The organism is Rhizobium sp. Root491 (genome assembly GCF_001427205.1).
GTDB lineage: Bacteria > Pseudomonadota > Alphaproteobacteria > Rhizobiales > Rhizobiaceae > Agrobacterium > Agrobacterium tumefaciens.
This window is the reverse complement of the sequence record NZ_LMFF01000017.1, coordinates 134,355-159,785: the sequence shown is the minus strand read 5'-3', so window position 1 is coordinate 159,785 and position 25,431 is coordinate 134,355. Positions and strand designations below refer to the sequence as shown.

Below are 25,431 nucleotides of genomic sequence, written 5' to 3'. Positions count from 1 at the left end.
GCGCAATGCCGTAGCGTCAATGATCGCAGCAGAGCACCAATCCGATTTCATATTCGGTTCATCCTGGGCGCGCACAGTCCCGATCAAATCACTCCACGCCCCAGTCCAAACAGTCATACTCCCCGGAATTTTACGATGTCGCATACTGAAATCGCCGCATTCGCTGCGGAAAAAAACTCGGCGAAACCCGAGCCGGTCATCGCTGCGCAAACGATGACTGGCGATGGGCTGGAACTCCTCCGTTTTCCCCTGGCCTGGAGCGTTGCGACCTTCGCTATGCGCGCCCACTGGAAACGGGGCTTCCTTTTCTGGATGCGTTTTTTGGCTCATCCGCTTGTAACCCTGCGGTGGTGGCGGTTTCTGTCCCGATTCTCAGCGACGCAAAAACTGCCACCGCCGCATGACGAGCTTCTTCAGAAACCCCTGTCGAAATTCCTCGTCGGCAAAATCTCCTATGGAAGACGGTTGGATTTTCTCATGAAGAATTTCGTCATCGCCGGCGGTTGTTTTTCCAGAGAGGTTATGGCTGCGCTCTGGAGTGGAAAAACGATCGAAATCGGCACCATAGGCGGTCGTGCTGACGAATATCGCTGCACGCTTGCTCTTGCGGATTTATGTGGCGGCCGCCACGAAGGCGCTCTCGCGGTTCGGCTGATCAGAACCCGTGACGACGTCACCTTGTGGACGACGAAGTTTATCTTCGTGACGCAGGATGGGGGCGGGTACAGGACGATTGCCGTTGGCGGCATGCAGGGGCCACGCGCTGCAAAGCAGGAGATGGTGGCAGTAACGCGCGACCTTGCGGGTCTTCGCCCGAAGGATGCCGTTTTGATGCTGCTGCAAGGTCTAATAGAGACGGAAGCGGGTTCCTATTTCGCAGTCTCCCACGCCCGACATCCGATCAATTATCGTCGCGCGCGGCGGCAGAAAATGTTGCTTTCCGACATAGACGCATTCTGGCGGGAACGTTCCGCCGAGCCGGACGACGTGTTCGGTTTTCAGGTGCCGGTTTCAAGCCTCGAGGGCGCGGACAAACGCAGCAAGATGAAGCTTGCCTTCTTTGCCATGGCCGGCCGGCTTTGCGAGGGTAAAGCTGGGAGTGCTGCGAAGAGTTGAGGCCGCAGATCCGAGTTGGCCCTCGACACCGTCATGCCGCTGCATCGGCAACACGGCCGAGTTTTTGCAGGCCGCATTCGCGGACGATCTCGGCAATGTGGGTAAACTGCGCCGAGAGCGGATTGCTCTTGCGCCACACCATGCCGATGGTGCGGGATGGTCTTGGCTCTGCCAGCCGAAATACCGAGACGGTGGATTGCCGCGTTTCCATATCGACAGCCATCTGCGGAATGAGCGTGACGCCGATGCCGGCGCCGACCATCTGGACCAGTGTCGAGAGCGAACTGCCCTCCATCAGCACGCGCGGCGGCGCGTTCGTGGTACTACAGAAAGACAGTGCTTGATTGCGGAAACAATGGCCTTCCTCGAGCAGCAGCAGGCGCATCTCACCGAGCTTGCCAGCGCTTGGCACCGGCATCCCGGCATCCTCCATCGGCCGCACCAGAATGAATTCCTCGGAAAACAGCGGAACCTCTTCCAGCGACGCTTCAGACACCGGAAGCGCGACGATTGCCATGTCCAGCCGGGCTTCCAGGAGGTCCTCGATCAGTTTCTGTGTCACCGCCTCGCGCGGACGCGTTTCCAATCCCGGATAATGCCGGGTGAGCGTCTTGATGACCTGCGGTAAAAGATAGGGCGCGACCGTTGGAATGACGCCGATGCGCAGGCGGCCGCTGAGCGGGCCGTGCCTTGCCCTCGCCAAATCCTGCAATTCATCCACCGAACGCAGGATCAGGCGGGTGCGTTCGGCGAATTCATCGCCGAGAGCGGTCAGCCTGATCTGGCGGCTGCCCCGTTCGACGAGCGGCGCGCCAATCAGCTCTTCCAGTTCCCTGATCTGTAGCGAAAGTGCTGGCTGGGAAATGGCGCATGCCTCCGCCGCCCGCCCGAAATGGCCGATCTTCGCCAAGGCGTCGAAATAACGCAGGTGTTTCATCGATAGTCCAATCATAAGCTGAGCATATCGCAGCCTTTAGAATATACAATTGGAAATTATGGAACCCGGCTGTTAGTCATCGTCATGACAGAAAGAGGATGTAGCTGTTCGGTATCACCAGCGTCACTGCGCGGTTTCCGTAAGAATGACCTGCTGTGGGCTGTGGTTCCAACATGCTGCGCATGTCGAATTGACTATGTCGTTTAATTACTAAACCCATCGGAGGGCGAAATGGACGCAACTTCAAAACCGGCTGGCAAGTGTCCCGTCATGCATGGAGGCAATACGGCCTCCGGTAAATCGGTTACCGAATGGTGGCCGAACGCGCTGAACCTCGATATCCTGCATCAGCACGACACCAAGACCAATCCGCTCGGCACCTCCTTCAATTACCGCGAAGCGCTAAAGACGCTCGACGTGGAAGCCCTGAAGGCTGATCTGCGCGCCCTGATGACGGAAAGCCAGGACTGGTGGCCGGCCGACTGGGGCAGCTATGTGGGCATGATGGCCCGCGTGACCTGGCATGCAGCCGGTTCCTACCGCGTGACGGACGGACGCGGCGGTGCCAACACCGGCAACCAGCGCTTTGCACCGCTCAATTCCTGGCCTGATAATGTGAACACCGATAAGGGCCGCCGCCTGCTGTGGCCGATCAAGAAGAAATACGGCAACAAGATTTCCTGGGCCGATCTCATCGCGCTTGCCGGAACGATCGCTTATGATGTCGCGGGTCTGAAGACGTTCGGTTTCGCCTTCGGCCGCGAGGATATCTGGGCTCCCGAAAAAGACACCTATTGGGGTGACGAAAAGGAATGGCTGGCACCGAGCGATGGTCGTTACGGTGACGTGACCAAGCCCGAGACGCTGGAAAATCCGCTTGCCGCCGTGCAGATGGGTCTCATCTACGTCAATCCGGAAGGCGTCAACGGCAAGTCCGATCCGCTTGCGACAGCCGCGCAGATGCGCGAAACCTTTGCCCGCATGGGCATGGATGACGAAGAAACCGTTGCGCTCACCGCAGGCGGCCACACCATCGGCAAGTCGCACGGCAATGGCAGCGCCGCCAACCTCAGCCCCGATCCGGAAGCAGCAGGCCCCGAATTTCAGGGCCTCGGCTGGATCAACACCAAGGGTCGCGGCATCGGCCGTGACACCGTTGTGTCCGGTATTGAAGGTGCCTGGACAAGCGAACCGACCAAGTGGGACAACGGCTTCTTCGACATGCTGTTCAAGCATGAGTGGACATTGACGCACAGCCCGGCTGGCGCGTCCCAGTGGGCGCCGATCACCATTGCCGAAGAGGACAAGCCTGTTGACGTCGAGGATCCCTCGATCCGCACCATCCCGATGATGACCGATGCCGACATGGCCCTGAAGGTCGATCCGATCTACCGCGAGATTTCGCTGAAGTTCAAGGATGACCAGGACCACTTCTCCGAGGTCTTTGCCCGCGCATGGTTCAAGCTGACCCACCGCGACATGGGCCCGAAGTCCCGCTACTTCGGCCCGGATGTTCCCGCAGAAGACCTGATCTGGCAGGATCCCATCCCGGCAGGTTCCACGAGCTACGATGTCGCTGCCGTAAAGGCAAAGATCGCCGCTTCCGGTCTGGCGGTCGCCGATCTGGTCTCGACCGCATGGGACAGCGCCCGTACCTTCCGTGGCTCGGACAAGCGCGGCGGCGCCAATGGTGCGCGCATCCGCCTTGCCCCGCAGAAGGACTGGGAAGGCAACGAGCCCGCCCGTTTGGCCCATGTGCTTTCGGTGCTGGAGCCGATTGCCCGTGAAACCGGCGCCAGCATCGCTGATGTCATTGTTCTCGCCGGCAACCACGGTGTTGAGCAGGCGGCGAAATCAGCCGGCTTCGATGTCGCCGTGCCTTTTGCACCCGGTCGTGGCGATGCCTCAGCCGAGCAGACTGATGCAGACAGCTTTGCCCCGCTCGAGCCGCTGGCGGATGGTTTCCGCAACTGGGTGAAGAAGGACTATGTCGTCAGCCCTGAAGAACTGCTGCTGGACCGCGCTCAGCTTCTGGGCCTCACGGCGCCGGAACTGACAGTTCTCATCGGTGGCCTGCGCGTCATTGGCGCCAATTACGGCGGCGCAGCGCATGGTGTGTTCACGCAGACCCCAGGTGCTCTCACCACCGATTTCTTCACAACGCTGACGGATATGGCCTTTTCCTGGGTTCCGACCGGCGGCAATCTCTATGAGATTCGCGATCGCAAGTCCGGAGCAACCCGATATACGGCGACCCGCGTGGACCTCGTTATCGGCTCCAACTCCATCCTGCGTGCCTATGCGGAAGTTTACGCGCAGGACGACAACAAGGAAAAGTTCGTGCGTGATTTCGTCGCCGCCTGGACGAAGGTCATGAACGCCGACCGTTTTGACCTTGTCTGATAAGGCTGACTAGTCCAAAAAGCCCCTCCCTGAGCGATCAGGGAGGGGCAATTTTCTATCTGCGGTCTGAGGATGGAACCGGTTTTCCGGGTGATGGCTTTTCGCCACTATCCCCCGGCGCCTTGCCGCCCTTTTCATTCTCATGCGCATCCGGCCCAGCGACGATGACGCCGCGGCCCTGCTCTTCGCGCTTCTTGTCGGCGAAATCGCCGGGTTCCTTTTTGTCGTTCATAGTGATCTCCCTTCGTGATTTCATTTGTCTGGAGATCAAACGGCTGGTCGGGGCAGAGGTTCCAAGGCTCACATTGGAGCGGGATCGTCTGCCAGCACAGCAATGTTTTGCATTACAACCATCTTTGCTATTAACATGAATTGATAAGTCATGTTATTGCGGCCTCATATGGTGGAGCGTGCGGCGCCGTTATCGTGACGCGCATGTCTTACATGGCTTCAACCTCGGCTCGACAACTGAACGGTACCCGCATTGAGTTTCTGGCACTCCATGACCTGGCACACGGAAGGGATCAGCGTCACTGCGCCGGTCAAATGGCGCCAGCTGGACGGGCTCGTCAGCGCTTTCTGGGAGGCAGAGAGCCAGATGGGCGCGAAGGGTTATTACCTGGCCGCCGATCCACGTATCATGATATTTTTCAACGATGTCTCGTCGCGCATCAGCATTTCCAACCGCGACGGCGAGTTCACGCAGCATTCCCGCCCCATGACGCGGGCGGTCTATGTTCCGGCCGGTGTTCCGATGTGGACGAGCAGCAATGCTACGCACCGGTTTTCGCACCTCAATCTGCATATCCACAAGGACCGCCTGCTGCGTTTCCTGTCGCCATCGGTCGGCAGTTCGGCGGCGATGACAGCCTTGCGCCGCCCGGTCGAGATACAGGATATCGGTTCGGTCGAAACACTGGCTGGACTGCTTGTCGATGAACTCGCCGAGCCTTCGAAACATGCGGTCTATGCGGAAAGCCTTGTTGGCAGCATCGTTGCCGGTCTTCTCGATATTCCCGGATCTTCGCCGGAACAGGTAAATGGCAGGCTGACGCAGGCGCAGATGAACAAGCTGCTTGCCCGTGTCGAAAGCCGCGGTGACGACCGCATGACGGTTGCAGAAATGGCCGACATCGTCGGGCTTTCGGAAAGCTGGTTCGCAACCGTGTTCCGCCAGACAACAGGCCAGACGCCGCTGCAATGGCAACTGGAGCGGCGGATAAGCCTTGCCCAGAAACTGTTGCTCGAAGGCGATCTCACGGTGGCCGATATCGCCGCCCAGCTAGGCTTTTCCGATCAGGCCCATTTGACCAAAGCCTTCCGCCAGTCCGTGGGCAATACGCCAGCCGCCTGGCGGCGCATGCACAGGCTGCTTTGAATGGTCGCCTTGCCGTGCGCGCGGAGCGGGTTCGGCGCATGCCTTGAGCTTCGTTCCACGTCACCCCAGGGGATGACGTGGAACGTTAGGATGGTTACGTAGTATGTTGAAAAGTAGAGATATACTTACCCTCACCACGTCTTGCGCAGCGTAGCTGAGAACGCTCGGCCGGGGTTGTAGAAGTCTGCGCCGAAACCGCCATAAGAGACGTGCTTCTCGTTGAAGAGGTTGGAAACATTCACCTCCAGCGAGGTGGTTTCCTGGATTTTGTAGCTGAACGCTGCGTCCATGGTCACGCTGCTGCCGGTCGAAACCTTGTTCGCGTCATCAAAATAATACGAGCCGGTGAAGCGTCCGCCGAGCCCGAAGGTCATGTCGCCGCGTTTGTCGTTGCCGGCCAGCGTGTAGTTTACCCAAAGCGAGGCCTGATGTTCAGGCACGAATTGCGGGCGGTTGCCGACATTGCCAGCGATGCCGTTTTCGGTGATTTCCGCGTTGAGATAGGAATAGGCCGCCGTCAGGCTCAGCTCGTCGGTAACCTCCGCCTTGGCCTCGAGGTCGAGACCGCGCACGCGCACCTCGCCGATGGTGGTGGGCAGGCTGGTGATCGGGCTGGTGACGGTAATATTGTTTTTCTTGAGGTCGTAGATCGATGCCGTGAACAGGGCAGGGAAGGCATCCGGGCGATACTTCACGCCAAGCTCGATCTGCTCGCCGCGTTCGGGCTCCACGGTCAGGCCCGAGGCCGGCACCACGGATTCGGCGTAGCTGATATAGGGCGCGATCTCGTTCGTGACCTTGTAAGACAGGCCGATGCGCTTTGTCAGTTCGCTGATGTCGCCGCTTGCCGTCGTGCCGTTCAGCCTGTTGGTCTGGTCGGTGTCGATCCAGTCATTGCGCAGACCGGCGCTGACGGTAAGCCTGTCGAAGAAAGTCAGGTCCTGCTGGAGGTAGAGTGCCCTTGTCTTTTGATCGGTCAGCGAGCTGGCGTAGAGCGGCACTGAGGCTGGTGCACCGGTATAGACCGGGTTCAGCCAGTTGATGCCTGGCGCAGAACCGAAGTAGCTTTTGCTGCCGGACGAGTAGTCGTTATAAAAAACGCCGACAAGGCTGCGGCTTTCGACGCTTTCGAACGTCGCGTCATATTGCAGCCGGGTGTCGATCAGGAAATTCTCGGTTTCGGTCTCGTTGCCGAAATAGGAACGGTTGGCGATGGTCGAGCCATTGGTCGGTGTGGACGAGATATACGCATAACCGAAATCGGTATTTGCCTTGCTGTAGCGCGCGTTCGAACTCAGCGTCAGGCCAGAGCCGAAATCATGGTCGAACATAACGCTCAGCGAATTGCGGTTGGTGCCGCGGTAATTATAGTCCGGTTCACCGAAGAAACGGCTTCTGTCGAAATGCGAGCCGACCGGATGGCCGCCGCCGCCGGGAACGCCGTCCTTGTTGAGATGATCGTAAACGACGGTGAGGCTGGTGGCATCGGTGGGCCGCCATGTCAGGCCGCCCATGAAGAATTTTTCATCATCGCGGGAATAGTCATATTCCGCGTCGGCATTTCTGAGCTTGCCGGTCAGTCGGTATGACAGGGTGTCGTCGCTGGTGATGTTGTCGCCGAAATCGAAGCCGGTTTCTGCGCGGCTATAGGAGCCGCCAGTCACATAGGCCTCACCAAAGCGGCTGCGTTTGGGAACCTTGGTCGAGTAGTTCACCGAACCGCCGGGATCGGATACGCCAAAGGTCGTGGAATTGCCGCCCTTCAGGACTTCCACGCGTTCATAGGCATAGGTCTCTTCGCGCAGCGCGCCGAAGGGACGGCCGAGCGTCAGCCCGTCGCGATAAGTGTAGGCGTCGAAACCGCGAATCTTGAAATAGTCGAAACGGTCGTCCGAGCCGTAGAAATCCGTGGTCACACCTGCCGTGTATTGCAAGGCTTCTTCCACGGTCTGCACGCCACGCTGCTGCATTTCCTTGGCGGTGATGACGGAAACGGCGGCCGGCGTATCGAGAATGTCGGTTGCCATCTTGCTGCCGCTTGTCGTGCGGGTTGCGACGATCGACTTCTGGTCATTGTCACCGCTGTCGATGGTGATGCGCTCGAGAACCGTGCTTCCGCCCGTATTGGCGGCCTCCTGCGCCAGCGAACGAGCGGGCAGTACCGTCACAAGCGCCGTGCAGGCAAGAAGGGTTGCCTGCCCGTAGCGCAGTCGCGCGGTCCTGCCGTTGACGCCATTCATTTCAGTGTTCATTGCTAAATTCCAGAAGTTGATGCCCCAATCGCCGCTTCCACGGCCCGCTCTCGAAGCGCCCAATAACTTGAGAAAGTTTGTCCGGTATTGTAACTTTTTGCGGTTTTGTACAAAACCCCGGAAATTTCACCACTGTTGTGGCGGCATTTCCTCACCGGGGTTGACGGGGGCATGTGAAGCTGAGAGTTCAAGTCCACTTTTGAACCGTTGAGAGCTTCGCCCATGCTTTTCCTGTTTCGCTGCCTCGCGCCGGCATTCGTGTTTTTCCTGTCTATGATCGCGCCGACCATTGCCTCGGCGGAAGAGGCGACGCGCTATCCCGTCGTCATCAAACACGCTTTCGGTACGACCACGATTGCGAGGAAGCCTCAGCGTGTCGCGACCGTCGCCTGGGCAAACCACGAGGTGCCGCTGGCGCTCGGCATCGTGCCCGTCGGTTTTGCCGCTGCCAATTTCGGCGATGATGACGGTGATGGATTGCTGCCGTGGGTAGCGAAGCAGCTTTCTGAAATGGGTGCTGCAAAGCCTGTTCTGTTCGATGAGGGGGATGGTATCGATTTCGAGGCCGTGGCGGCAACGCAGCCTGATGTCATCCTCGCCGCCTATTCCGGCCTCAGCCAGTCCGATCACGATACGCTGAGCCAGATCGCACCGGTCGTTGCCTATCCCGTGTCACCGTGGGCAACCGACTGGCGCGAGATGATCCGGCTGAACAGTGCCGGGCTTGGCATGGCGCCGGAAGGTGAGGCGCTGATCAAACGCATCGAGGGTGAGATCGCGCAGGTGGCTGCCGGCCATCCGCAGCTGAAGGGCAAGTCGGCGATGTTCGTCACCCACCTCGATGCCACCAATCTCAGTGTCGTCAATTTTTATACCGCCAATGACAGCCGGGTGAAATTTTTCACCGATCTTGGGCTGACCTCGCCGAAGAGCGTCGCGGAGGCGACGAAACCGGGGCAATTCGCCGCCGGCGTCAGCGCAGAGCACGTCGATGCCTTTGACGATGTCGATATCGTCGTGACCTATGGCAGCCAGCCATTGCTCAAGGCGATGCGGGCCGACCCGCTGCTTGCCCGCATGCCCGCCGTTGCCCATGACGCCATCGTCATGCTGGGGCGTGATCCGCTCGGCACCGCATCCAATCCCACACCGCTTTCGATTTCCTGGGTTATGAAGGATTACGCCGATCTTCTGGCGAAAGCAGCGGATAAGTCCTCTGGTAAAGCGAAATGACAATGGAAGGGCCTGCCAAAGGTCCGGCCGTGCTGCCGAGCGGCCGCTCCAACCGCATGCGGACCGCATGGCTCAGCGCCGTGCTGGCGCTTCTGGCGCTGCTATGTGCGCTTTCCGTGGCGATTGGCACCCGTGACGTCACGTTAGTTGACATCACGGCAGCGCTTGCCGGTCGCGTGGAGACGGTGGCGGAAGCGGCTGTTGCGGTTCGCCTGCCGCGAACGCTGCTTGCCCTGCTGTCCGGGGCAGCGCTCGGGCTCGCTGGCGCCATCATGCAGGGCGTTACGCGCAATCCGCTTGCCGATCCCGGTATTCTTGGCGTCAATATGGGCGCATCACTTGCCGTCGTTATCGCCATCGTCTGGTTCGGCATTGCCTCGGCGCAGGCCTTTATCATCACGGCGATTGTCGGGGCAGGTGCGGCTTCAGTTTTCGTTTATGTCGTCGGCTCGCTCGGACGAGGTGGGGCAACGCCGCTGAAACTCGCTCTGGCCGGTGCCGCCACCTCTGTCGCCTTCTCCTCACTCGTTATTGCCGTCGTGCTGCCGCGCAGCGATATTGCCGGTGGCATTCGTTCCTGGCAGATCGGCGGTGTCGGTGGTGCGACCTTTGACCGGATTGAGACCGTGCTGCCGTTTCTCGCCGCCGGTTTTGCCATCAGCCTTCTTTCGGCACGCAAGCTGAATTCGCTGGCGCTTGGTGATGAGTTGGCCGCTGGTCTTGGCGAGAATGTCGTGGTCGCGAGAGCCATCGCATCCTTTGGAGCTATCCTCCTCTGCGGTGCGGCGACTGCCATCTGTGGGCCAATCGGTTTCGTTGGGCTGGTCGTTCCGCATCTCTGCCGCCTGCTCGTTGGCGTCGACAATCGCTGGCTTCTGCCATTTTCCGCGCTCGGCGGCGCCTGTCTGCTGCTTGCGGCCGATATTGTCGGGCGCATCGTGGCGCGGCCATCCGAACTCGATGTCGGTATCGTCACCGCCCTTGTCGGCGCACCTTTCTTCATCTGGATCGTCAGACGTCAGCGGGTACGCGAACTGTGAACATGCACACGTCCGTCATGGAAACATTGGTTTCCAATCGTCACGACCGCCAGCGCCGGCGTCGCCTTGTCATTGCAGCCCTTTCAGCTCTTTTGATCGCGGTTTTCGCATTGACGCTGATGCTGGGACAATCCTTCACGCCGCCTGGCGACGTCCTGCGGGTGCTGCTCGGAGAGGACATTGCCGGGGTCACTTTCACGGTCGGGCAGTTGCGCCTGCCACGCGCGCTGCTCTCCGTTCTCGCGGGTCTGAGCTTCGGGCTGGGTGGTGTCACCTTCCAGATCATGCTGCGCAACCCGCTTGCGAGCCCTGACATTATCGGCATCAGTTCCGGCGCAAGCGTGGCAGCGGTGTTTGCCATCGTTGTCCTGCATCTGAGTGGACCGCTCGTTTCGGTGTTCGCCGTCGTCGCCGGGCTTGGCGTCGCATTGCTGGTCTATCTGCTGTCCTTCCGCAACGGCGTTGCCGGAACGCGGCTGATCCTTGTCGGCATCGGCGTTTCGGCCATGCTCGAAAGTTTCATCGCCTATATCCTGTCCGTTGCACCGGCTTGGACGCTGCAGGAGGCGATGCGCTGGCTGACGGGCAGCGTCAACGGCGCAAAACTTGCCCAGACGCTGCCGCTCTTCGTCGCGCTCATCCTCTTTGGCGGCCTGCTGCTCAGTCGCGCGCGCGATCTCGAGGCATTGAGGCTTGGCGATCATACGGCCGCGGCGCTTGGGGTCCAGGTGGGGAGAACGCGCATCACCGTGATTATCGCCGCCGTCGGCATGATCGCCTTTGCCACGGCAGTGTCGGGGCCGATTGCTTTCGTCGCCTTTCTGTCCGGGCCGATTGCCGCGCGTATCGTTGGCAGCAATGGGTCGCTGCTCATTCCGGCCGCGCTGGTTGGGGCAGCCCTGGTGCTGGTGGGCGATTATTGCGGCCAGTTCCTGCTGCCGGGCCGTTACCCGGTCGGCGTCGTCACCGGCGCGCTCGGCGCGCCCTATCTGATCTACCTTATCGTGCGGGTGAACCGCAGCGGAGGCTCGTTATGACCAGCCACTCCCTTTCCGTGAACCGTCTTTCGGCCGGATACGGTGAAAGCCTCATCATCGAAGGGCTGGATCTTGTCGTTCCGCGCGGCCAGATAACCGTCATCGTCGGCGCCAATGCCTGTGGCAAGTCCACGCTTCTTCGCAGCATGTCGAGGCTTATCTCTCCCCGCGCCGGTCAGGTCCTGCTCGACGGAAAGTCGATCCACCGTCTTCCCTCGCGCGAACTTGCAAGACGGATGGGTCTTTTGCCGCAGTCACCGATTGCGCCCGAGGGCATTGTCGTTGCCGATCTGGTCAGCCGCGGCCGGCACCCGCATCACGGCCTTTTCGCGCGTTGGTCGCGCCAGGATGATGAGGCCGTGGCTGCAGCCCTCGTCGCCACCGATACGGTCGAACTTGCCGAGCGGCCGGTGGACGAACTCTCCGGCGGGCAACGGCAACGCGTATGGATCGCCATGGCGCTCGCCCAGGAGACCGAGATATTGCTGCTCGACGAACCCACCACCTTCCTCGACATCAGCCATCAGGTGGAAGTGCTGGATCTTCTGACGGACCTCAACCATGCCCGTCAGACCACCATCGTCATGGTGCTGCACGATCTCAATCTCGCGGCGCGCTACGCTGATCATCTGGTCGCCATGACCGGTGGAAAGCTGCATATCTGCGGCACGCCGGAGGAGGTGCTGACGGAAGAAAACGTGCGGCACGTCTTCGGCATAGAAAGCCGTGTCATCGAAGACCCGACGTCGGGCAAACCAATGATGCTGCCGATCGGGCGGCACAGGACGGCGGCGCAACGGCCGCAATAATCCATCTATTTTTGCGGTGACCGTCTGCGTCCACGGGTGGTGGTTTTAACCGGAACGCTCGCGCCGTACTCGTTCCACCATGCCATCAATGCCTCCATGGTCGGGCCAAGTCCTTTCGCCTTTGCCGTAATTTCATATTCCACGCGTGGCGGAACTTCTGCAAAGACGGTGCGAGAGACCAGTCCATCGGCCTCAAGCTCACGCAATTGGGAGGTCAGCATGTGCTGTGTGATGCCGGGAATGGCTTTGCGCAGCTCGTTGAAACGATAGATCCGCTGGTTGAGAAGCCACATGATTTCGAGCTTCCACTTGCCGGAAAGCAGCGCGAAAGCGCGACGCATTTCCTCGTGCATATTAATGGTATCACCGCCATTAGTCTGGTTTTCCATACTTACCACGCCAAATTCATCCTACTTGCGCATATTCATTCAATAGCACATTTTCCATGTGAACGCCGGATCATGATCCCCAAGCTGTTCCGGAACAACGAAAATATTGAACAAATCAAGCTGCCGAAGACATTCGGCGGCAATGGATATCCCATGTCTTCATTCTATATCTACTGGGTCGCAACAACCCTTCTCGTCCTGCTCTATCTGGCGTCGGCAGTCACCTACGTCGTCAAATCCGACTGGGTGAGGGAGACGATAACCGGCTTCGGTTACCCTGCCTACCTTGTGCCTCTTCTAACGGCGGTGAAGATCGCCGCCGTCATCGCCATCCTTGCGCGGTTCAACGTCGCCATCAGCGATCTGGCGTATGCGGGGGTACTGTTTCACCTGCTGCTGTCCGGCCTTGCACATATCGGCGTCCGCAAACCTGCCGGCGCACTGCCTGCCGCCATCGGCCTCGGGCTGCTCGTCGTTTCCTTCGCCATGCAGAACGCTGCACGCGAAGTCCCATCCCCCTATGCCCTTACACGGCAGCTCTGACGCATTCATCACGAAAGGAAATCAAAATGGGAAAACTGACCGGAAAAGTAGCCATCGTGGCGGGCGCAGGCAGAGGGATTGGCCGTGCGACGGCAGAACTCTTTGCAAGGGAGGGCGCCAAGGTCGTGGTATTGTCCTTGACGCCTGCAAATGTGAACGCGGTCGTCAGTCAGATACAATCCAGTGGTGGCACCGCGCTCGGCATCGTCTGTGATCTTGGCGATGGCCAACAGATCACCCGGGCTGTGGCTGAGGCAGCGAATGCATTTGGCGGCATCGACATTCTCGTGAACGTCGCGTTCGACCCGACTGTCGTGCACTCCCCGATCCTCGAGCTGACAGTCGAGCAATTGCAACGAAACCTCGATATGGGGCCGATCGCCTATCTTCGCACAATGCAGGCTTGTTATCCGTACTTGAAGGCCAGTGGCGAGGGCCGGATCATTAATTTCGCGTCGCTGGCCGGTATTCTCGGCATGTCGCCGTATGGACCTTACAACCTTGCCAAGGAGGCCGTCCGCGCCCTGACGAGATCTGCTGCGCGCGAATGGGGTCCTGACAATATCACCGTGAACAACCTGCTTCCCGTTGCCGACACCTGGGGTGCGGGCGTCGACGCTCCTGCTCCCACGAATGCCCTTGGTCGTTACGGTTCCCCTGAAGAGGATGTCGCTCCGGTGGCTCTCTTCCTCGCAAGCAGCGATTCGAGGTTCATTACAGGCTCGAGCCTGACCCCCGACGGCGGCCAGATTATCGACAGCGCCCGCTAACGCCCCGTTGGAGTGCCGGGCAAACAGGCCGGCACTTCGCTCCATTGTCTCTTCTGCCGCTCCTGATTTGCACCTGCCGGGCAGAACTCAAGGCCATGCGGCATAGGACGGCGGTGCTACGTTCTGTATGCGCACCGCCATTCGCCGGAAACGGCCGGGAGACGTGCCTTCATTGCGGCTGAAGAAGCGGTTGAAATACCCAGGATCCTGAAATCCCAATCGAAACGCAATTTCAGCGACTTGCAGTGAAGAGTTAAGAAGAAGGTCACGCGCTTCGGAAAGCAGTTCGCGGTGAATATAGGCCTGTGGTGAAAGCCCCGTTGCCTTGCGCACCACAAATCCAAGACGTTCACGGTTGACGCCGAGTTGACCCGCATAGTCTTCCACGCCCCATTGGTCGCGTTTGTGCTGACTGACAAGTAGCACAAACCGCTCGGTAAGGCTGCCTGCGGTGGAAGCCGCGCCCGCGACGTCGGCCATGGCATGCTGGCAGATGCGGATAAGGGTGACGGATAACAGGCTGGCGATGATCGTATCCGACGCTGTCGATGACCGGAAATTCTCATCCGCGATGGTGTCGAGATAACCCGCCAGTTCCTGGCTGTCCTTTTCAGCCAACGTCCGGGTCAGAACGCGCTGCAATGTGCTGCGCACCATGATTGCGCTCGTTCCGGTTGGCATGGCATGCGCAAGGCCGATTTCGGTCGTTTTCAGCAGTGATCCGCGGCTTCCGGCATTCAGCCGCAGGCGGCCGACGGGGCCGGAGGCAGGCAGCCAGGCCAGCCCCGGCGCGGTAACCACAAGTGTCTTTTCGCCCTGAATGATCTCCGCTTCACCGGCTGAGACGAGGACAAGATGGGCTGCGCCCTGTTCCAGCTTGAACTCCGACACGCGCAGGGACGAAGTCAGCATGCGCGCCGTCGTTTCGATCCTGTTAGCAGCTATCTGGCCGTGACGCGGCATTCACCCTCCAAAAGTACAATAATGCACTACATTAGTGGATTTTATATGCGCCTGTCGTTGCTAAACTTCCATCAGCGCAGGGAAGCCTTGAGGAGAATGGCAATCCCGCTACTGCGCCGTTGGAGGAAAATCATGAATGGTATGAAGCGCAGAACGCTGTCCTGCCTTGCGCTGGCGCAACAGGGTGTTCGCGGAAGCTTTGCCCTTGTCGATCGCGATTATCTGCTGGAAGCCGGAAGGATCGCAGGGGCGGGGACGGCAGCAGCCCTTTCCTCCCGTCCCACCTTGCAACGGGCGTTTTTCGGCGGTGCCGCCGCCACCATTTTCTGAATTCAGGAGGAAGACCATGCAGACTGTCAATCTTTTCATCGGTGGCGACCATTGCCCAGGCGCAAACGGCAAGCGTTTCGAGCGCAACAATCCGATTACCGGGGACCTGGCAACCAGTGCGGCGGCGGCAACGCCTGAGGATGCCACACGTGCGGCCGATGCCGCAGCCGCAGCCTTTCCCGTCTGGTCGGCAACGCCGCCCGGCGAACGCCGTCGCCTGCTTCTTGCCGCGGCGCAGGCGCTCCGCGATGCCGGGCCGCAGATTACGCTGGCGATGAAAGAGGAGATTGGCGCGACGGATGCCTGGGCCGGTTTCAACGTGATGCTGGCCAGCGACATGCTGGTCGAGGCGGCCAGCCTGACGACCCAGATAAAGGGCGAAATCATTCCCTCCAACCGCCCGGGAACCACGGCGATGGCACTTCGCCAGCCGGCAGGCGTGGTTCTGTCCATCGCGCCATGGAATGCACCGGTCATTCTCGGCGTACGCTCCATCGCCACGCCACTTGCCTGTGGCAACACCGTGGTGATGAAGACCTCGGAGCTTTGCCCGCGCACCCATGCGCTGATCATCGAGGCCGTCGCTTCGGCAGGTCTGCCGAAAGGGGTGCTGAACGCCGTCTCCAATGCGCCGGAAGATGCGGCGAAAATCGTTGAAACACTGATCGCCCATCCCGCTGTCAGAAGGGTGAATTTCACCGGTTCGACCCGCGTCGGTCGTGTCATCGCGGAAACGGCGGGCCGTTACCTGAAGCCAGCGCTTCTGGAGCTTGGCGGCAAGGCACCTTTCATCGTGCTTGATGATGCCGATATCGATGCGGCAGTGGCTGCGGCCGCCTTTGGCGCTTACATGAACCAGGGCCAGATCTGCATGTCGACGGAACGCATCATCGTACTCGACAGCGTTGCCGACACCTTTGTCGAGGCCTTTGCCAAAAAAGCGGCAAGCCTGAAGGCTGGAGACCCTCGCGAGGGAAAAATGCCGCTTGGCTCCTTGGTCAGCGCCGAGGCCGCGTCCCGCATCCGGGCGCTGGTGGATGACGCGGTTTCTAAAGGCGCACGCCTTGTGGCCGGCGGAGGCGGCAATGGCACCATGCTGGATGCGCTTGCCGTCGATGGCGTGACCTCTGCGATGCGGCTCTATTCCGAAGAAAGCTTCGGCCCGGTCGTTTCCATCATTCGCGCCGGCAGCGTCGATGAGGCAGTCAGTATCGCCAACGAAACCGAGTTTGGTCTTTCCGCTGCTGTTTTCGGCAGGGATCAGGCAAAAGCACTCGCGGTAGCCGGACGCATCGAAAGCGGCATTTGCCACATCAACGGACCCACCGTTCACGACGAGGCGCAGATGCCGTTCGGTGGGGTGAAGGCCTCCGGTTACGGCCGTTTCGGCGGCACGGCGGGCATTGCGGAATTCACCGAACTGCGATGGGTCACGCTGCAGGACGGACCGTTGCATTACCCGATTTAAGCCGGAAGCATCACCGGCTGGCTGGTCACGTCAACGCTTCTCGTCGATCAGCCAGCCGGTGAGTTTTCTGACCGCACTGTCGCTGCTTTTCGGCCTCAGCAACCAGTAGCCGCGACCCGGCGCATCCAGACTCGGGCCTGCGGTCACCAGCACGCCTGCCTCGACCAGCGGATCGACCAGTCCCGCCCAGCCGAGGGCAAAACCCTGTTCGCCGATCGTTGCCTGAACCACCATGGTGTAATTGTTGAAGCTGATGTCTCCGCTTTCGTTTTCCGCGCCTCTCAGCACGCCGAAATGCTTGAAATAGGACGCCCAGTCGAACCAGTGCGCCTGTGAGGTATTTTCGAGGTGGATGAGTTTCAGCCGCGAAAAATCAGCCACGGTTTCGGGTGCCGGCTGCTCCGCCAAAAGCGCCGGCGAGCAGACGGGCGTGACCTTCTCCGAAAGCAGCAGCACCGCGCCGTCGCCGGCATCCTGCCGCGTGCCGAAGATGATCATCACGTCGCTGTCGTGTTTGCCCTGTCCGAGCGGATCCTGCGTGGCGACGATCTGGATGTTGATGTCAGGATTGAGCGCGCGAAAACCATGCATGCGTGGGATGAGCCAGAGAGAGGAGAAGGCATAGTCCGTGTGCAGGCGGATTGTCTGCCGCTCCTCCGTTCGGCGAAGTTGCTGGGCCAGAAGGTCGATGGCATCTACATTGCGTGAGACAATCTCGAACAGCTTTAGCCCCTCGGCCGTCAACTCGATGCCGCGATGTTTACGCCGCACCAGTGCAACGCCCAGATCGTCTTCCAGCCGGCGGATCTGATAGCTGACAGCTGGCTGGGTCAGCCGCAGGGACGCCGCCGCTGCCGTCAGGCTGCCGCGCCGGGCGACCTCGGTAAAAATGCGCATCCATCCAAGATCGAGCGGCCGCTCTGTCATAGAAATTCCTTATATCAGTCATCGAAAAATACCCGCTTCACAGGCAAAAACAATGTGGTGTTCAATAAACTGGACTAATAAAAGGGGAGCCGCAATGAAAACCGTTTCTCGCATGCACCGCATCGCCGCCGGACTGTTTTTGTCCGTGGCGGCCTTCTCCACCCCGCTTTATGCCGCCGATGATGCGGCCTGCAAGACCATCCGCCTCAGCGATCCCGGCTGGACCGACATCACCGCCACCAATGGCGTCGCCTCGGTTCTGCTCGATGCTTTGGGGTATGAGGCTGACGTCAAGACGCTGTCGGTGCCGATCGGCTATCAGGCCATGAAAAACGGCGAGATCGACGTTTTTCTCGGCAACTGGATGCCCGCCCAGAAATCCTTCGTTGACGACCTCAATGCCGCCAAGGCGGCCGACGTGATGACGAAAAACCTCGAAGGCGCCAAGTTCACCCTGGCAGTGCCTTCCTATATGGCCGAAAAGGGCGTGAAGGATTTTTCGGATCTTGCCAAACACGCTGACGAATTTGAAAGCAAGATTTACGGCATCGAGCCGGGCGCACCCGCCAACCAGAACATTCAGAAGATTATCGATGCCAATGATTTCGGCCTGAAGGGCTGGCAGCTTGTCGAATCCGGCGAGCAGGCGATGCTGGCGCAGGTGGAACGGGCCGGAAAAGACAAAAAGGCGGTCGTCTTCCTAGCATGGGCGCCGCACCCGATGAACGAGAAGATCGATATCGCCTATCTCTCCGGCGGTGACGCCTATTTCGGCCCGAATTTCGGTGGCGCCGAGGTCTATACGCTTGCCCGTACCGGCTGGCCGCAGAAATGCCCGAATGCGGCGACGCTTTTCAAGAACCTCAAATTCGATATCGGCATGGAAAATGCCCTGATGGGTTCCATTCTTGGTGGCGAGGATTCCAAGGCGGCGGCGGCGACGTGGCTGAAGGCCAATCCGACATCGCTGGATGGCTGGCTGCAGGGCGTTACCACGCTGGATGGCAAGCCGGGTGCGGATGCCGTCAAAGGCAAGCTTGGCCTCTGAAACTGTAGGGTGAAATGCCGCGTCCCAATATCCTGATCCTGATGGCCGACCAGTTCAACGGGACGTTTTTTCCCGATGGCCCGGCCGATTTTCTCCACGCGCCACATCTGAAAGCGTTGGCGGAGCGGTCTGTCCGTTTCGCCAATACCTATACGGCAAGCCCGCTTTGCGCGCCGGCCCGGGCTTCGTTCATGTCCGGTCAATTGCCCAGCCGGACGCGGGTTTACGATAATGCCGCCGAATTCGCGTCGGATATTCCGACCTATGCGCATCACCTGCGGGCAGCTGGTTATTACACCGGCCTTTCCGGAAAGATGCATTTTGTCGGACCGGACCAGCTGCACGGCTTCGAAGAGCGTCTGACGACGGATATTTATCCGGCGGATTTCGGCTGGACGCCTGATTATACCAAGCCGGGCGAGCGGATCGACTGGTGGTATCACAATCTCGGTTCGGTCACCGGCGCGGGCGTTGCCGAAATCACCAATCAGATGGAATATGACGATGAGGTTGCCTATCACGCAACCCGCAAGCTCTACGATCTGTCGCGCCGGCTCGATGACCGCCCATGGTGCCTGACCGTCAGCTTCACCCATCCGCATGACCCGTATGTGGCACGGCGGAAATTCTGGGATCTCTATGAGGATTGCCCGGCGCTCGATCCGCAGATAGGGGCGCTTCCCTTCGAGCAGCAGGATCCGCATTCAAAACGGTTGCTGGAAGCCTGTGATCATCAGGCCTTCGATATTTCACCCGACGAGATACGCCGGGCGCGGCGCGGTTATTTCGCCAATATCTCCTATATCGATGAGAAGGTCGGCGAAATTCTCGACGTATTGAAGGCGACGCGGATGGAGGAGGACACGATCATCCTGTTCCTCTCCGACCATGGCGATATGCTGGGTGAGCGCGGCCTGTGGTTCAAGATGTGCTTTTTCGAGGGCTCGGCCCGTGTGCCCTTGATGATCGCAGCACCCGGCTGGAAACCGGCGCTTATCGACGCGCCGGTTTCGACGCTGGATGTCACACCGACGCTATGCGGTCTGGCAGGCCTCGATATTACCTCACTGAAACGCTGGACGGATGGCGAAGACCTCGCGGCTTTGGCTGCGGGAACAGGCGAGCGCGGGCCGGTGCCGATGGAATATGCCGCCGAAGGTTCGATCGCGCCACTGGTCGCTATCAGGGATGGCCGTTACAAGCTCTCGGTCTGCGAAGCGGATCCGCCGTTGCTCTACGACCTCGAGACGGATCCTGAAGAGCAGATAAACCTTGCCGGCAATCCTGAATTCGCTGATGTGCTGTCATCGCTTTCGGCTGAAATCGGCCGACGCTGGCAGCTGCCCGTTTTCGACGCATCGGTGCGGGAAAGTCAGGCGCGGCGCTGGGTGGTCTACAAGGCGCTGCGAAACGGCGCCTATTTCCCGTGGGATTATCAGCCGTTGCAGAAAGCCTCGGAACGCTACATGCGCAACCACATGGACTTGAACGTGCTGGAGGAAAACCAGCGTTTTCCACGCGGGGAATAACGCTGGCAAGGATTATGCGGCGGCGGTCGTTCTCGGCGCGCCGCCCGTGGCCTGCACGGCAAGGCTACCCGCAGCGACGCCTGCCTCAAGGCATAGCTTCTCGTCCGCCCGCCGAAGCCACGCATCGATGAAACCGGCATTGAAGGCATCACCCGCGCCCGTCGTGTCGACGACGGGTACCTTCTTCGCCGCCGCATGGTGCAGGCCGGTTTGCGAGGACACCCAGGCGCCCTCTGCGCCGCCTTTCAGGGCGACAACGGGAAACGACCCGGACAAGGCCTTGGCCGCCGACTCAGGGTCAGAATGGCCTGTGATCGCCTCAGCTTCTTCGAGGTTGGGCAAGAATACGTCGACGCCATCGCACGCCTTGAGCAGGCCCTTGTCGTAAATCAGCGAGGCATCCCAGCTGGGATCGAGCGAGACGGACAGTCCGCTGTCCCTGGCGCGGGCGACGAGATCGGGGATTTCGTGCAGCGTGGCGAATTCCGCGATGTGCAGATGGCAGGCCCCGTTCCACGAAAAGGCGGCATCAAGGGTCGATGGCCGGGCGATACCGGCGCGCCGTGTCAAAAACGCCCTGTCATGGCCAACCACCGTCGCGACAGTGACCTGCGGGCCCGCATCTGCCGAGTGTTCCAGAAATTGCAGGTCTACCCCGCTTTGCTGCATTTTCTCGCCGATGGCGCGTGAGAAGGTGTCGGTGCCGAGCCTTGCCAGCAGCGTGGCCGTGCGGCCGATATGGGCGAAATGCGCAGCCGCAATGAAAGCCCCGCCACCGGCGGCGATTTCCATGTCGCTGGCAAACAGCTCCCGGCCGAGCACCGGCAATTCGTCAAGCCCGGTGAAAATGAGGTCGCAATAGATCCGGCCGATACTGATGACCGCTGACTTTTCCGTGTCTGTCGTCATCATGCGCGGCCCAGAAGCTTTTCCGTCTTGGCATCGAAAAGATAGAGCGCGCCTGCCTGCGCCTCGCATTGCAAGCGGCTACCCACCTGGGGAATGGCCTTGCCCCTTGCTGTCGCGATGACCGAGGTCGTGGGCGTGTCCATATGAACCAGCGTTTCCGGGCCGAGCGGCTCCACGGCTGTCACCGTTCCCTCCAGCGAGAAGGACCCTTGAGTTGTCTCGCCTTCTCCAACCAGCAGATCATGGGGGCGAATGCCAATCAGCAGATCCCCATCGGCAGACTGTGTAACGCTGTTCGTCGTTCTTTTGCCCCGCAGCAGGTTCATCGACGGGCTGCCGATGAAACGCGCAGTGAAGACGTCCACCGGCGTCTCGTAAAGTTCCGAGGGCGTGCCGACCTGAAGGATATGGCCGTCCTTCATCACGACAATCCGGTCGGCCATGGTCATCGCTTCCACCTGATCGTGAGTGACGTAGACGGTGGTTGTCTTAAGACGTTGGTGCAAGCGCTTGATTTCAATGCGCATCTGCGATCTCAACTGGGCGTCGAGATTGGACAGCGGCTCATCGAAAAGGAAGGCTGAGGGATCGCGCACCATGGCGCGGCCGATGGCGACGCGCTGCCTCTGCCCGCCCGACAAAGCCGCGGGCCGACGGTCTAGCAATGCCTCAAGTCCGAGCACCCGACCGGCCTCTTCGATACGCCGGTTCTTTTCCGCCTTGTCGAGCTTTGAGGTATAGAGCCCGAAGCCGATGTTCTGGCGAACCGTCATATGCGGGTAGATCGCATAGTTCTGGAAGACCATGGCGATGTTGCGCTGTTTCGGTTCTTTCTCGTTGACGACGTTTCCGGCAATTTTCAGCGTTCCGCCTGAAATCTCTTCCAGACCCGCGATCATTCTGAGTGTCGTGGATTTGCCGCAGCCGGAAGGGCCGATGAATACGACGAATTCGCCGTCTTCAATGGCAAGGTCGATGCCTTTGACTGCCTCCACCTTGCCGTAGCGCTTTACGAGTTGATTGAGTTCGATTGTCGCCATTATCGCGCTCCCGTCAGGGCGGTAAATTTCTCTGCAAGCTCAGCAGCTTTTGCCGCTTCGTAGTCGGTGGATCGCTGTGCTTCTGCTTCAAACGCAGCAAGTTTGTCGCGATAGGCCGCAATCGCCTCGCGCATCGGCTCCGGGGCAGGGCCGCCGAAGCGGCTGCGCACGGCGACAAAGTGCTCAGGCGAGACGATCTGCCTGAACTTTTCCTCATCGACACTGGTCTCGCGTCCTGCCAGTTCCTCGAACGCCCTGCGGAACGGCTGGTAACCGTCGTTCGGCAGGTCGCCCTTCAGCGCGACAACGCTTTTGGCGACGGTTGCGGCAATTTCATGGGCCTGGCGGAATGACAGGTCTTCGATGCGGACAAGAGAATCTGCCAGTTCCGTGATGGTGATGCAGGAACGGCGAATATTCTGGTCGACCCTTTCCGGATCGATACTGATCTTGCCGACGAGGCTGGCAAGGAGATCGAGCACCCGGCCGGCAGAGGCGAAGGCTTCGTAACCCATGCCCTGGGTTTCGCCCTCGCTGTCGTTCATGTCGGTGAAGGGCGTGTTGTGCATCACGTCGAGCATGGTCCGTGCCCGCCCGAATGTCTGGCTTGCGAGGTGGCGCAGATGTTCGATCGGGACCGGGTTTCGTTTCTGCGGCATGATCGACGAAATCTGCACCAGCGAATTCGGTACGTAGATCTGCCCGACTTCGAAACTCGTCCAGAACTGGAAGTCCTGAATGAGCCTGCCGAGATGCAGGAACATCAATTCGATGGCGCCATAGGTCGCTGTCGTATAGTCGACGGCGGCGATGCAGGAATAGGAATTGCGCAAGGGTGCCGCAAAGCCGAGAAGTTCGGCGACACGTGCCCGGTCGATGGGAAAGCCGGACGTGGTGATGGCCGCAGCGCCCATGGGTGAGAGATCGACGATGCGCCGGGCCTCAGTGAAGCGGTCAATATCCCGGATCAGCACTTCGATGGCGGCGGAAAGATAGTGGCCGAAGGTGGTGGGCTGGGCCGGTTGTCCGTGCGTATAGGCGACGATCAACGTCTTCTCATTGCGCTCGGCGGCGTCGATCAGGGCGGCCAGCAGAAGCCGCGCCTTGGCAGTGAGCGTGTCGATCTTGTCTTTCAGGCCGATTTTGAAAAGCGTGTGATCGATGTCGTTGCGCGAGCGTGCCGTGTGCAGGCGGCCTGCCACATCGACACCGATGCGGGCTTTCAGCTCCTTTTCGATCAGGAAGAAGAAATCCTCGACCTCGCCGGTATAGACCAGCTCCGACGGATTGATGGTCCTGTCGATGTCATCAAGCGCTCCGGCGATTTTTGCTGCCGTGTCCGCATCGAGAATGCCGGTCTCGCGCAGCATGACCAGATGGGCGCGGTCGATGCGGCGGAAACCGTCGACATGGTGGTTCTTGGCGCCATCGAAAAGCGGACGCAGCACGGTTTCCTTGTAAACTGGGTCGGGAAACTTGCTGGTATCCGACAGGCGCGGGTTCATATCGGCCATGATGTTATCCTTTCAGGCCTGCCAGCATCACACCGCGAACGATGTAGCGTTGCAGGACGATGAAGACGATAAGGGTTGGGATGGTCGCAATGGCAGCGCCGGTCATGATCATTTCCCACTGGATCTGCTGTTCCACCGCAAAGCTCGATAGGCCGACGGGCAGCGTGTACAGCTCCTTGCTGGTAGTCACGATCAGGGGCCAGAAGAATGCTGTCCAGTTGCCGAGGAAGGTGAAGATTGCAAGCGCCGAAAGGGCAGGCGTCACCAGCGGCAGGGCTACCTTCCACCAGATCTGGAATTCGTTCAGCCCGTCGACACGCGCTGCCTCCAGGAAGTCGTTCGGAACCGTCTCAAAGAACTGCTTCATCAGGAAGGTGCCGAAGGCCGTCATCATTCCCGGGAACATGATGCCCCAGTAGCTGTCGAGCCAGCCAAGCTGGCTGGACATCAGATACCAGGGGATAACAAGCATTTCGGTCGGAATCATCAGCGTGGAAAGGATCGCGAGGAAGATGAAGTAGCGACCGCGAAACTCGAATTTGGCCAGCGTATAACCGACCAGACTGTCGAAGAAGCAGTTGGAGACGGTGACGATGACCGCAACGAACATCGAGTTGAAGAACCAGCGGAGAAAACGGCCGTCGGCCAAGACAGTCATGTAATTCGCAAGCGTCGGTGCTGCGGGAATGAGCCTGAGATCGTAGACCTGATCCGCGGTCTTGAACGAGGTCGAAAACATGAAGAGCAGCGGCGAAATCATGATCAGGCCGCCGATGAACAGCAGCGTCCAGGCAAGGATGCGGCCGGGGCGGACGCGGGCGTGGGAGAGTGGCAACGCTTCGCTCATTTCTTTTCCCTCAGAACCCAGAGCTGGACCAGCGACACGACAAGAAGAATGGTGAACAGGACAACCGTCTGCGCGGCGGCATAACCCATCGCATAGGAATTGAACGCAGTCTGGTAGATCATCAGCACCAGCGGTTTGGTTGAGCCGAGCGGTCCGCCCGGATCGTTGGTGGTCATGTTGTAGACCTGATCGAAAATGCGCAGGAACCCGATTGAGGAGAAGACGACCAGGAAAACGGTGGTTGGTTTCAGGAGCGGCAGCGTGATCTTTCGAAGGATCGCCCATTCGCCAAGTCCGTCGATGCGCGCGGCCTCATAAAATGTCGTCGGAATGGAGCGCAGGCCCGCCATAAAGATGATGATCTGGAAACCAAGCCCGGCCCAGATGGACGTCACCATGACCGAATAAAGCGCCTGATCGGTGGAACGGATGAATGGCTGCTGCGGAATTCCGATCATGCCAAGCACGTCGTTGATGATGCCGATCGGCGGCGGCTGATAGAACCAGCGCCAGACCCATGCCATTGCCGTTGCCGTCGTCAGATAGGGCAGGAAATAAAGCGCGCGGATGAAACCGTGCAAGATCCGCACCCGATCCAGATAAAAGGCGATGACGAAAGCCAGAACCAGACTGATGGGCGTGCCGACGATGAGATAGGTGAAGGTGTTCTTGAAAACCTTCCAGAATTGCGGATCCTTGAACAGCTTGACGTAATTGGCAACGCCGATGAACTTTGCCGGGCGCAGCAGGTCCCAGTTGGTGAAGGACAACCAGAAGGCCTGCAACGTCGGGTAAAAACGGATGATGCTGTAAAACAGGATCGGGATAGCCAGAAAGCTCCAGATCCATACAAGCCGTTTCGTGCGCATGGAAAAGCGATCCCCGAAGGAGCCGCCGGGGCGGCCGGATGCCGCCCCCTGTTGATCGATCGCTGTCATGATTGGACCTG

General features: G+C 59.7%; 24 protein-coding genes. 13 read left to right on the top strand and 11 right to left on the bottom strand.

Annotation, left to right across the window (positions count from 1 at the left end; genetic code table 11):
- Positions 1-135: 135 nt before the first annotated feature.
- Entirely contained in the window at positions 136-1,116 is a 981-nt protein-coding gene (locus tag ASD46_RS20875; protein WP_041694588.1) for a DUF535 family protein, read from the top strand.
- 31 nt (positions 1,117-1,147) lie between these two features.
- Here the strand turns inward: ASD46_RS20875 and ASD46_RS20870 are convergent, their stop codons facing one another.
- Positions 1,148-2,068, bottom strand: coding sequence for a hydrogen peroxide-inducible genes activator (locus tag ASD46_RS20870; protein ID WP_013761123.1), 921 nt, complete (start codon positions 2,066-2,068; stop codon positions 1,148-1,150).
- A gap of 216 nt (positions 2,069-2,284) precedes the next feature.
- Between ASD46_RS20870 and katG the strand changes: the two genes are divergently transcribed.
- Entirely contained in the window at positions 2,285-4,456 is a 2,172-nt protein-coding gene (gene katG, locus ASD46_RS20865) for a catalase/peroxidase HPI (protein WP_060642599.1), read from the top strand.
- Between the two features lie 55 nt (positions 4,457-4,511).
- Here the strand turns inward: katG and ASD46_RS27515 are convergent, their stop codons facing one another.
- Positions 4,512-4,688, bottom strand: coding sequence for a hypothetical protein (locus ASD46_RS27515; RefSeq protein WP_004431216.1), 177 nt, complete (start codon positions 4,686-4,688; stop codon positions 4,512-4,514).
- A gap of 252 nt (positions 4,689-4,940) precedes the next feature.
- On the opposite strand from ASD46_RS27515, the gene ASD46_RS20855 reads away from it, so the two are divergent.
- A complete protein-coding gene (locus ASD46_RS20855; protein WP_200951526.1) occupies positions 4,941-5,834 on the top strand; it encodes a helix-turn-helix domain-containing protein in 894 nt (297 codons plus the stop codon).
- Positions 5,835-5,965: 131 nt separating this feature from the next.
- On the opposite strand, the gene ASD46_RS20850 is transcribed toward ASD46_RS20855, so the two are convergent.
- Positions 5,966-8,086 (bottom strand): TonB-dependent siderophore receptor, encoded by a 2,121-nt coding sequence (locus ASD46_RS20850; RefSeq protein ID WP_060642598.1) that lies wholly within the window; start codon positions 8,084-8,086, stop codon positions 5,966-5,968.
- A 222-nt stretch (positions 8,087-8,308) separates the two neighbouring features.
- On the opposite strand from ASD46_RS20850, the gene ASD46_RS20845 reads away from it, so the two are divergent.
- From ASD46_RS20845 to ASD46_RS20830, 4 genes are read left to right on the top strand one after another with little or no spacing between them, the layout of a single operon-like run.
- Positions 8,309-9,319 (top strand): iron-siderophore ABC transporter substrate-binding protein, encoded by a 1,011-nt coding sequence (locus tag ASD46_RS20845; RefSeq protein WP_013761119.1) that lies wholly within the window; start codon positions 8,309-8,311, stop codon positions 9,317-9,319.
- Positions 9,316-10,359 (top strand): FecCD family ABC transporter permease, encoded by a 1,044-nt coding sequence (locus ASD46_RS20840; protein ID WP_013761118.1) that lies wholly within the window; start codon positions 9,316-9,318, stop codon positions 10,357-10,359. Before ASD46_RS20845 ends, ASD46_RS20840 begins: the two co-directional genes overlap by 4 nt.
- Before the next feature lie 2 nt (positions 10,360-10,361).
- Entirely contained in the window at positions 10,362-11,396 is a 1,035-nt protein-coding gene (locus ASD46_RS20835) for a FecCD family ABC transporter permease (protein ID WP_041694587.1), read from the top strand.
- A complete protein-coding gene (locus ASD46_RS20830; RefSeq protein ID WP_013761116.1) occupies positions 11,393-12,205 on the top strand; it encodes an ABC transporter ATP-binding protein in 813 nt (270 codons plus the stop codon). The genes ASD46_RS20835 and ASD46_RS20830 overlap by 4 nt, the downstream gene beginning before the upstream one ends.
- A 5-nt stretch (positions 12,206-12,210) precedes the next feature.
- Here the strand turns inward: ASD46_RS20830 and ASD46_RS20825 are convergent, their stop codons facing one another.
- Positions 12,211-12,594 carry a winged helix-turn-helix transcriptional regulator gene (locus tag ASD46_RS20825; protein WP_041694586.1) on the bottom strand — a complete coding sequence of 128 codons (384 nt, stop codon included), beginning with the start codon at positions 12,592-12,594 and terminating at the stop codon, positions 12,211-12,213.
- A 153-nt stretch (positions 12,595-12,747) separates the two neighbouring features.
- On the opposite strand from ASD46_RS20825, the gene ASD46_RS20820 reads away from it, so the two are divergent.
- Positions 12,748-13,137, top strand: coding sequence for a DoxX family protein (locus tag ASD46_RS20820; protein ID WP_173994418.1), 390 nt, complete (start codon positions 12,748-12,750; stop codon positions 13,135-13,137).
- Between the two features lie 26 nt (positions 13,138-13,163).
- Complete coding sequence (locus tag ASD46_RS20815) at positions 13,164-13,907, top strand: SDR family NAD(P)-dependent oxidoreductase (RefSeq protein ID WP_013761113.1); 744 nt, start codon at positions 13,164-13,166, stop codon at positions 13,905-13,907.
- 87 nt (positions 13,908-13,994) lie between these two features.
- On the opposite strand, the gene ASD46_RS20810 is transcribed toward ASD46_RS20815, so the two are convergent.
- Entirely contained in the window at positions 13,995-14,870 is an 876-nt protein-coding gene (locus tag ASD46_RS20810) for an AraC family transcriptional regulator (protein ID WP_013761112.1), read from the bottom strand.
- Between the two features lie 132 nt (positions 14,871-15,002).
- Between ASD46_RS20810 and ASD46_RS20805 the strand changes: the two genes are divergently transcribed.
- Both ASD46_RS20805 and ASD46_RS20800 read left to right on the top strand, forming a co-directional pair.
- On the top strand, positions 15,003-15,200 hold the full coding sequence (locus ASD46_RS20805) for a hypothetical protein (protein ID WP_041694585.1): 198 nt from the start codon (positions 15,003-15,005) through the stop codon (positions 15,198-15,200).
- 16 nt (positions 15,201-15,216) lie between these two features.
- Positions 15,217-16,668 (top strand): aldehyde dehydrogenase, encoded by a 1,452-nt coding sequence (locus ASD46_RS20800; protein WP_013761110.1) that lies wholly within the window; start codon positions 15,217-15,219, stop codon positions 16,666-16,668.
- A gap of 30 nt (positions 16,669-16,698) precedes the next feature.
- Here the strand turns inward: ASD46_RS20800 and ASD46_RS20795 are convergent, their stop codons facing one another.
- Positions 16,699-17,595, bottom strand: a complete 897-nt coding sequence (locus ASD46_RS20795) for a choline sulfate utilization transcriptional regulator (protein ID WP_013761109.1) — start codon at positions 17,593-17,595, stop codon at positions 16,699-16,701.
- A 94-nt stretch (positions 17,596-17,689) separates the two neighbouring features.
- On the opposite strand from ASD46_RS20795, the gene choX reads away from it, so the two are divergent.
- Together choX and betC are read left to right on the top strand one after the other, a co-directional pair.
- Positions 17,690-18,643, top strand: coding sequence for a choline ABC transporter substrate-binding protein (gene choX / locus ASD46_RS20790; RefSeq protein WP_013761108.1), 954 nt, complete (start codon positions 17,690-17,692; stop codon positions 18,641-18,643).
- A 14-nt stretch (positions 18,644-18,657) separates the two neighbouring features.
- Complete coding sequence (betC, locus tag ASD46_RS20785; protein WP_013761107.1) at positions 18,658-20,172, top strand: choline-sulfatase; 1,515 nt, start codon at positions 18,658-18,660, stop codon at positions 20,170-20,172.
- A gap of 12 nt (positions 20,173-20,184) precedes the next feature.
- Here betC and ASD46_RS20780 read toward each other — a convergent pair whose 3' ends face one another.
- The 5 genes from ASD46_RS20780 to ASD46_RS20760 are packed head-to-tail and all read right to left on the bottom strand — an operon-like array spanning position 20,185 to position 25,420.
- Positions 20,185-21,084 carry a carbohydrate kinase family protein gene (locus tag ASD46_RS20780; protein ID WP_041694584.1) on the bottom strand — a complete coding sequence of 300 codons (900 nt, stop codon included), beginning with the start codon at positions 21,082-21,084 and terminating at the stop codon, positions 20,185-20,187.
- Positions 21,081-22,121 carry an ABC transporter ATP-binding protein gene (locus ASD46_RS20775; protein ID WP_060642597.1) on the bottom strand — a complete coding sequence of 347 codons (1,041 nt, stop codon included), beginning with the start codon at positions 22,119-22,121 and terminating at the stop codon, positions 21,081-21,083. The genes ASD46_RS20780 and ASD46_RS20775 overlap by 4 nt, the downstream gene beginning before the upstream one ends.
- Positions 22,121-23,635: an argininosuccinate lyase gene (argH, locus tag ASD46_RS20770; RefSeq protein ID WP_013761104.1), complete on the bottom strand. Its 1,515-nt coding sequence runs from the start codon at positions 23,633-23,635 to the stop codon at positions 22,121-22,123. The genes ASD46_RS20775 and argH overlap by 1 nt, the downstream gene beginning before the upstream one ends.
- A gap of 4 nt (positions 23,636-23,639) precedes the next feature.
- Complete coding sequence (locus ASD46_RS20765) at positions 23,640-24,482, bottom strand: carbohydrate ABC transporter permease (protein ID WP_013761103.1); 843 nt, start codon at positions 24,480-24,482, stop codon at positions 23,640-23,642.
- Complete coding sequence (locus tag ASD46_RS20760; RefSeq protein ID WP_060642596.1) at positions 24,479-25,420, bottom strand: carbohydrate ABC transporter permease; 942 nt, start codon at positions 25,418-25,420, stop codon at positions 24,479-24,481. The genes ASD46_RS20765 and ASD46_RS20760 overlap by 4 nt, the downstream gene beginning before the upstream one ends.
- Positions 25,421-25,431: the final 11 nt, after the last annotated feature.

What these genes read in the sequence shown, in the direction of transcription:
- ASD46_RS20845 (WP_013761119.1), top strand. Translation starts at nt 8,309, where the DNA reads ATGCTTTTCCTGTTTCGCTGCCTCGCGCCGGCATTCGTGTTTTTCCTG.
- ASD46_RS20850 (WP_060642598.1), bottom strand. Translation starts at nt 8,086, where the DNA reads ATGAACACTGAAATGAATGGCGTCAACGGCAGGACCGCGCGACTGCGC.
- ASD46_RS20765 (WP_013761103.1), bottom strand. Translation starts at nt 24,482, where the DNA reads ATGAGCGAAGCGTTGCCACTCTCCCACGCCCGCGTCCGCCCCGGCCGC.
- choX (WP_013761108.1), top strand. Translation starts at nt 17,690, where the DNA reads ATGAAAACCGTTTCTCGCATGCACCGCATCGCCGCCGGACTGTTTTTG.
- betC (WP_013761107.1), top strand. Translation starts at nt 18,658, where the DNA reads ATGCCGCGTCCCAATATCCTGATCCTGATGGCCGACCAGTTCAACGGG.
- ASD46_RS20825 (WP_041694586.1), bottom strand. Translation starts at nt 12,594, where the DNA reads ATGGAAAACCAGACTAATGGCGGTGATACCATTAATATGCACGAGGAA.
- ASD46_RS20780 (WP_041694584.1), bottom strand. Translation starts at nt 21,084, where the DNA reads ATGATGACGACAGACACGGAAAAGTCAGCGGTCATCAGTATCGGCCGG.
- ASD46_RS20835 (WP_041694587.1), top strand. Translation starts at nt 10,362, where the DNA reads ATGCACACGTCCGTCATGGAAACATTGGTTTCCAATCGTCACGACCGC.
- ASD46_RS20795 (WP_013761109.1), bottom strand. Translation starts at nt 17,595, where the DNA reads ATGACAGAGCGGCCGCTCGATCTTGGATGGATGCGCATTTTTACCGAG.
- ASD46_RS20810 (WP_013761112.1), bottom strand. Translation starts at nt 14,870, where the DNA reads ATGCCGCGTCACGGCCAGATAGCTGCTAACAGGATCGAAACGACGGCG.
- ASD46_RS20820 (WP_173994418.1), top strand. Translation starts at nt 12,748, where the DNA reads ATGTCTTCATTCTATATCTACTGGGTCGCAACAACCCTTCTCGTCCTG.
- ASD46_RS20875 (WP_041694588.1), top strand. Translation starts at nt 136, where the DNA reads ATGTCGCATACTGAAATCGCCGCATTCGCTGCGGAAAAAAACTCGGCG.
- ASD46_RS20830 (WP_013761116.1), top strand. Translation starts at nt 11,393, where the DNA reads ATGACCAGCCACTCCCTTTCCGTGAACCGTCTTTCGGCCGGATACGGT.
- ASD46_RS20840 (WP_013761118.1), top strand. Translation starts at nt 9,316, where the DNA reads ATGACAATGGAAGGGCCTGCCAAAGGTCCGGCCGTGCTGCCGAGCGGC.
- ASD46_RS20800 (WP_013761110.1), top strand. Translation starts at nt 15,217, where the DNA reads ATGCAGACTGTCAATCTTTTCATCGGTGGCGACCATTGCCCAGGCGCA.
- katG (WP_060642599.1), top strand. Translation starts at nt 2,285, where the DNA reads ATGGACGCAACTTCAAAACCGGCTGGCAAGTGTCCCGTCATGCATGGA.
- ASD46_RS20815 (WP_013761113.1), top strand. Translation starts at nt 13,164, where the DNA reads ATGGGAAAACTGACCGGAAAAGTAGCCATCGTGGCGGGCGCAGGCAGA.
- ASD46_RS20775 (WP_060642597.1), bottom strand. Translation starts at nt 22,121, where the DNA reads ATGGCGACAATCGAACTCAATCAACTCGTAAAGCGCTACGGCAAGGTG.
- ASD46_RS20805 (WP_041694585.1), top strand. Translation starts at nt 15,003, where the DNA reads ATGAATGGTATGAAGCGCAGAACGCTGTCCTGCCTTGCGCTGGCGCAA.
- ASD46_RS27515 (WP_004431216.1), bottom strand. Translation starts at nt 4,688, where the DNA reads ATGAACGACAAAAAGGAACCCGGCGATTTCGCCGACAAGAAGCGCGAA.
- ASD46_RS20870 (WP_013761123.1), bottom strand. Translation starts at nt 2,068, where the DNA reads ATGATTGGACTATCGATGAAACACCTGCGTTATTTCGACGCCTTGGCG.
- argH (WP_013761104.1), bottom strand. Translation starts at nt 23,635, where the DNA reads ATGGCCGATATGAACCCGCGCCTGTCGGATACCAGCAAGTTTCCCGAC.
- ASD46_RS20760 (WP_060642596.1), bottom strand. Translation starts at nt 25,420, where the DNA reads ATGACAGCGATCGATCAACAGGGGGCGGCATCCGGCCGCCCCGGCGGC.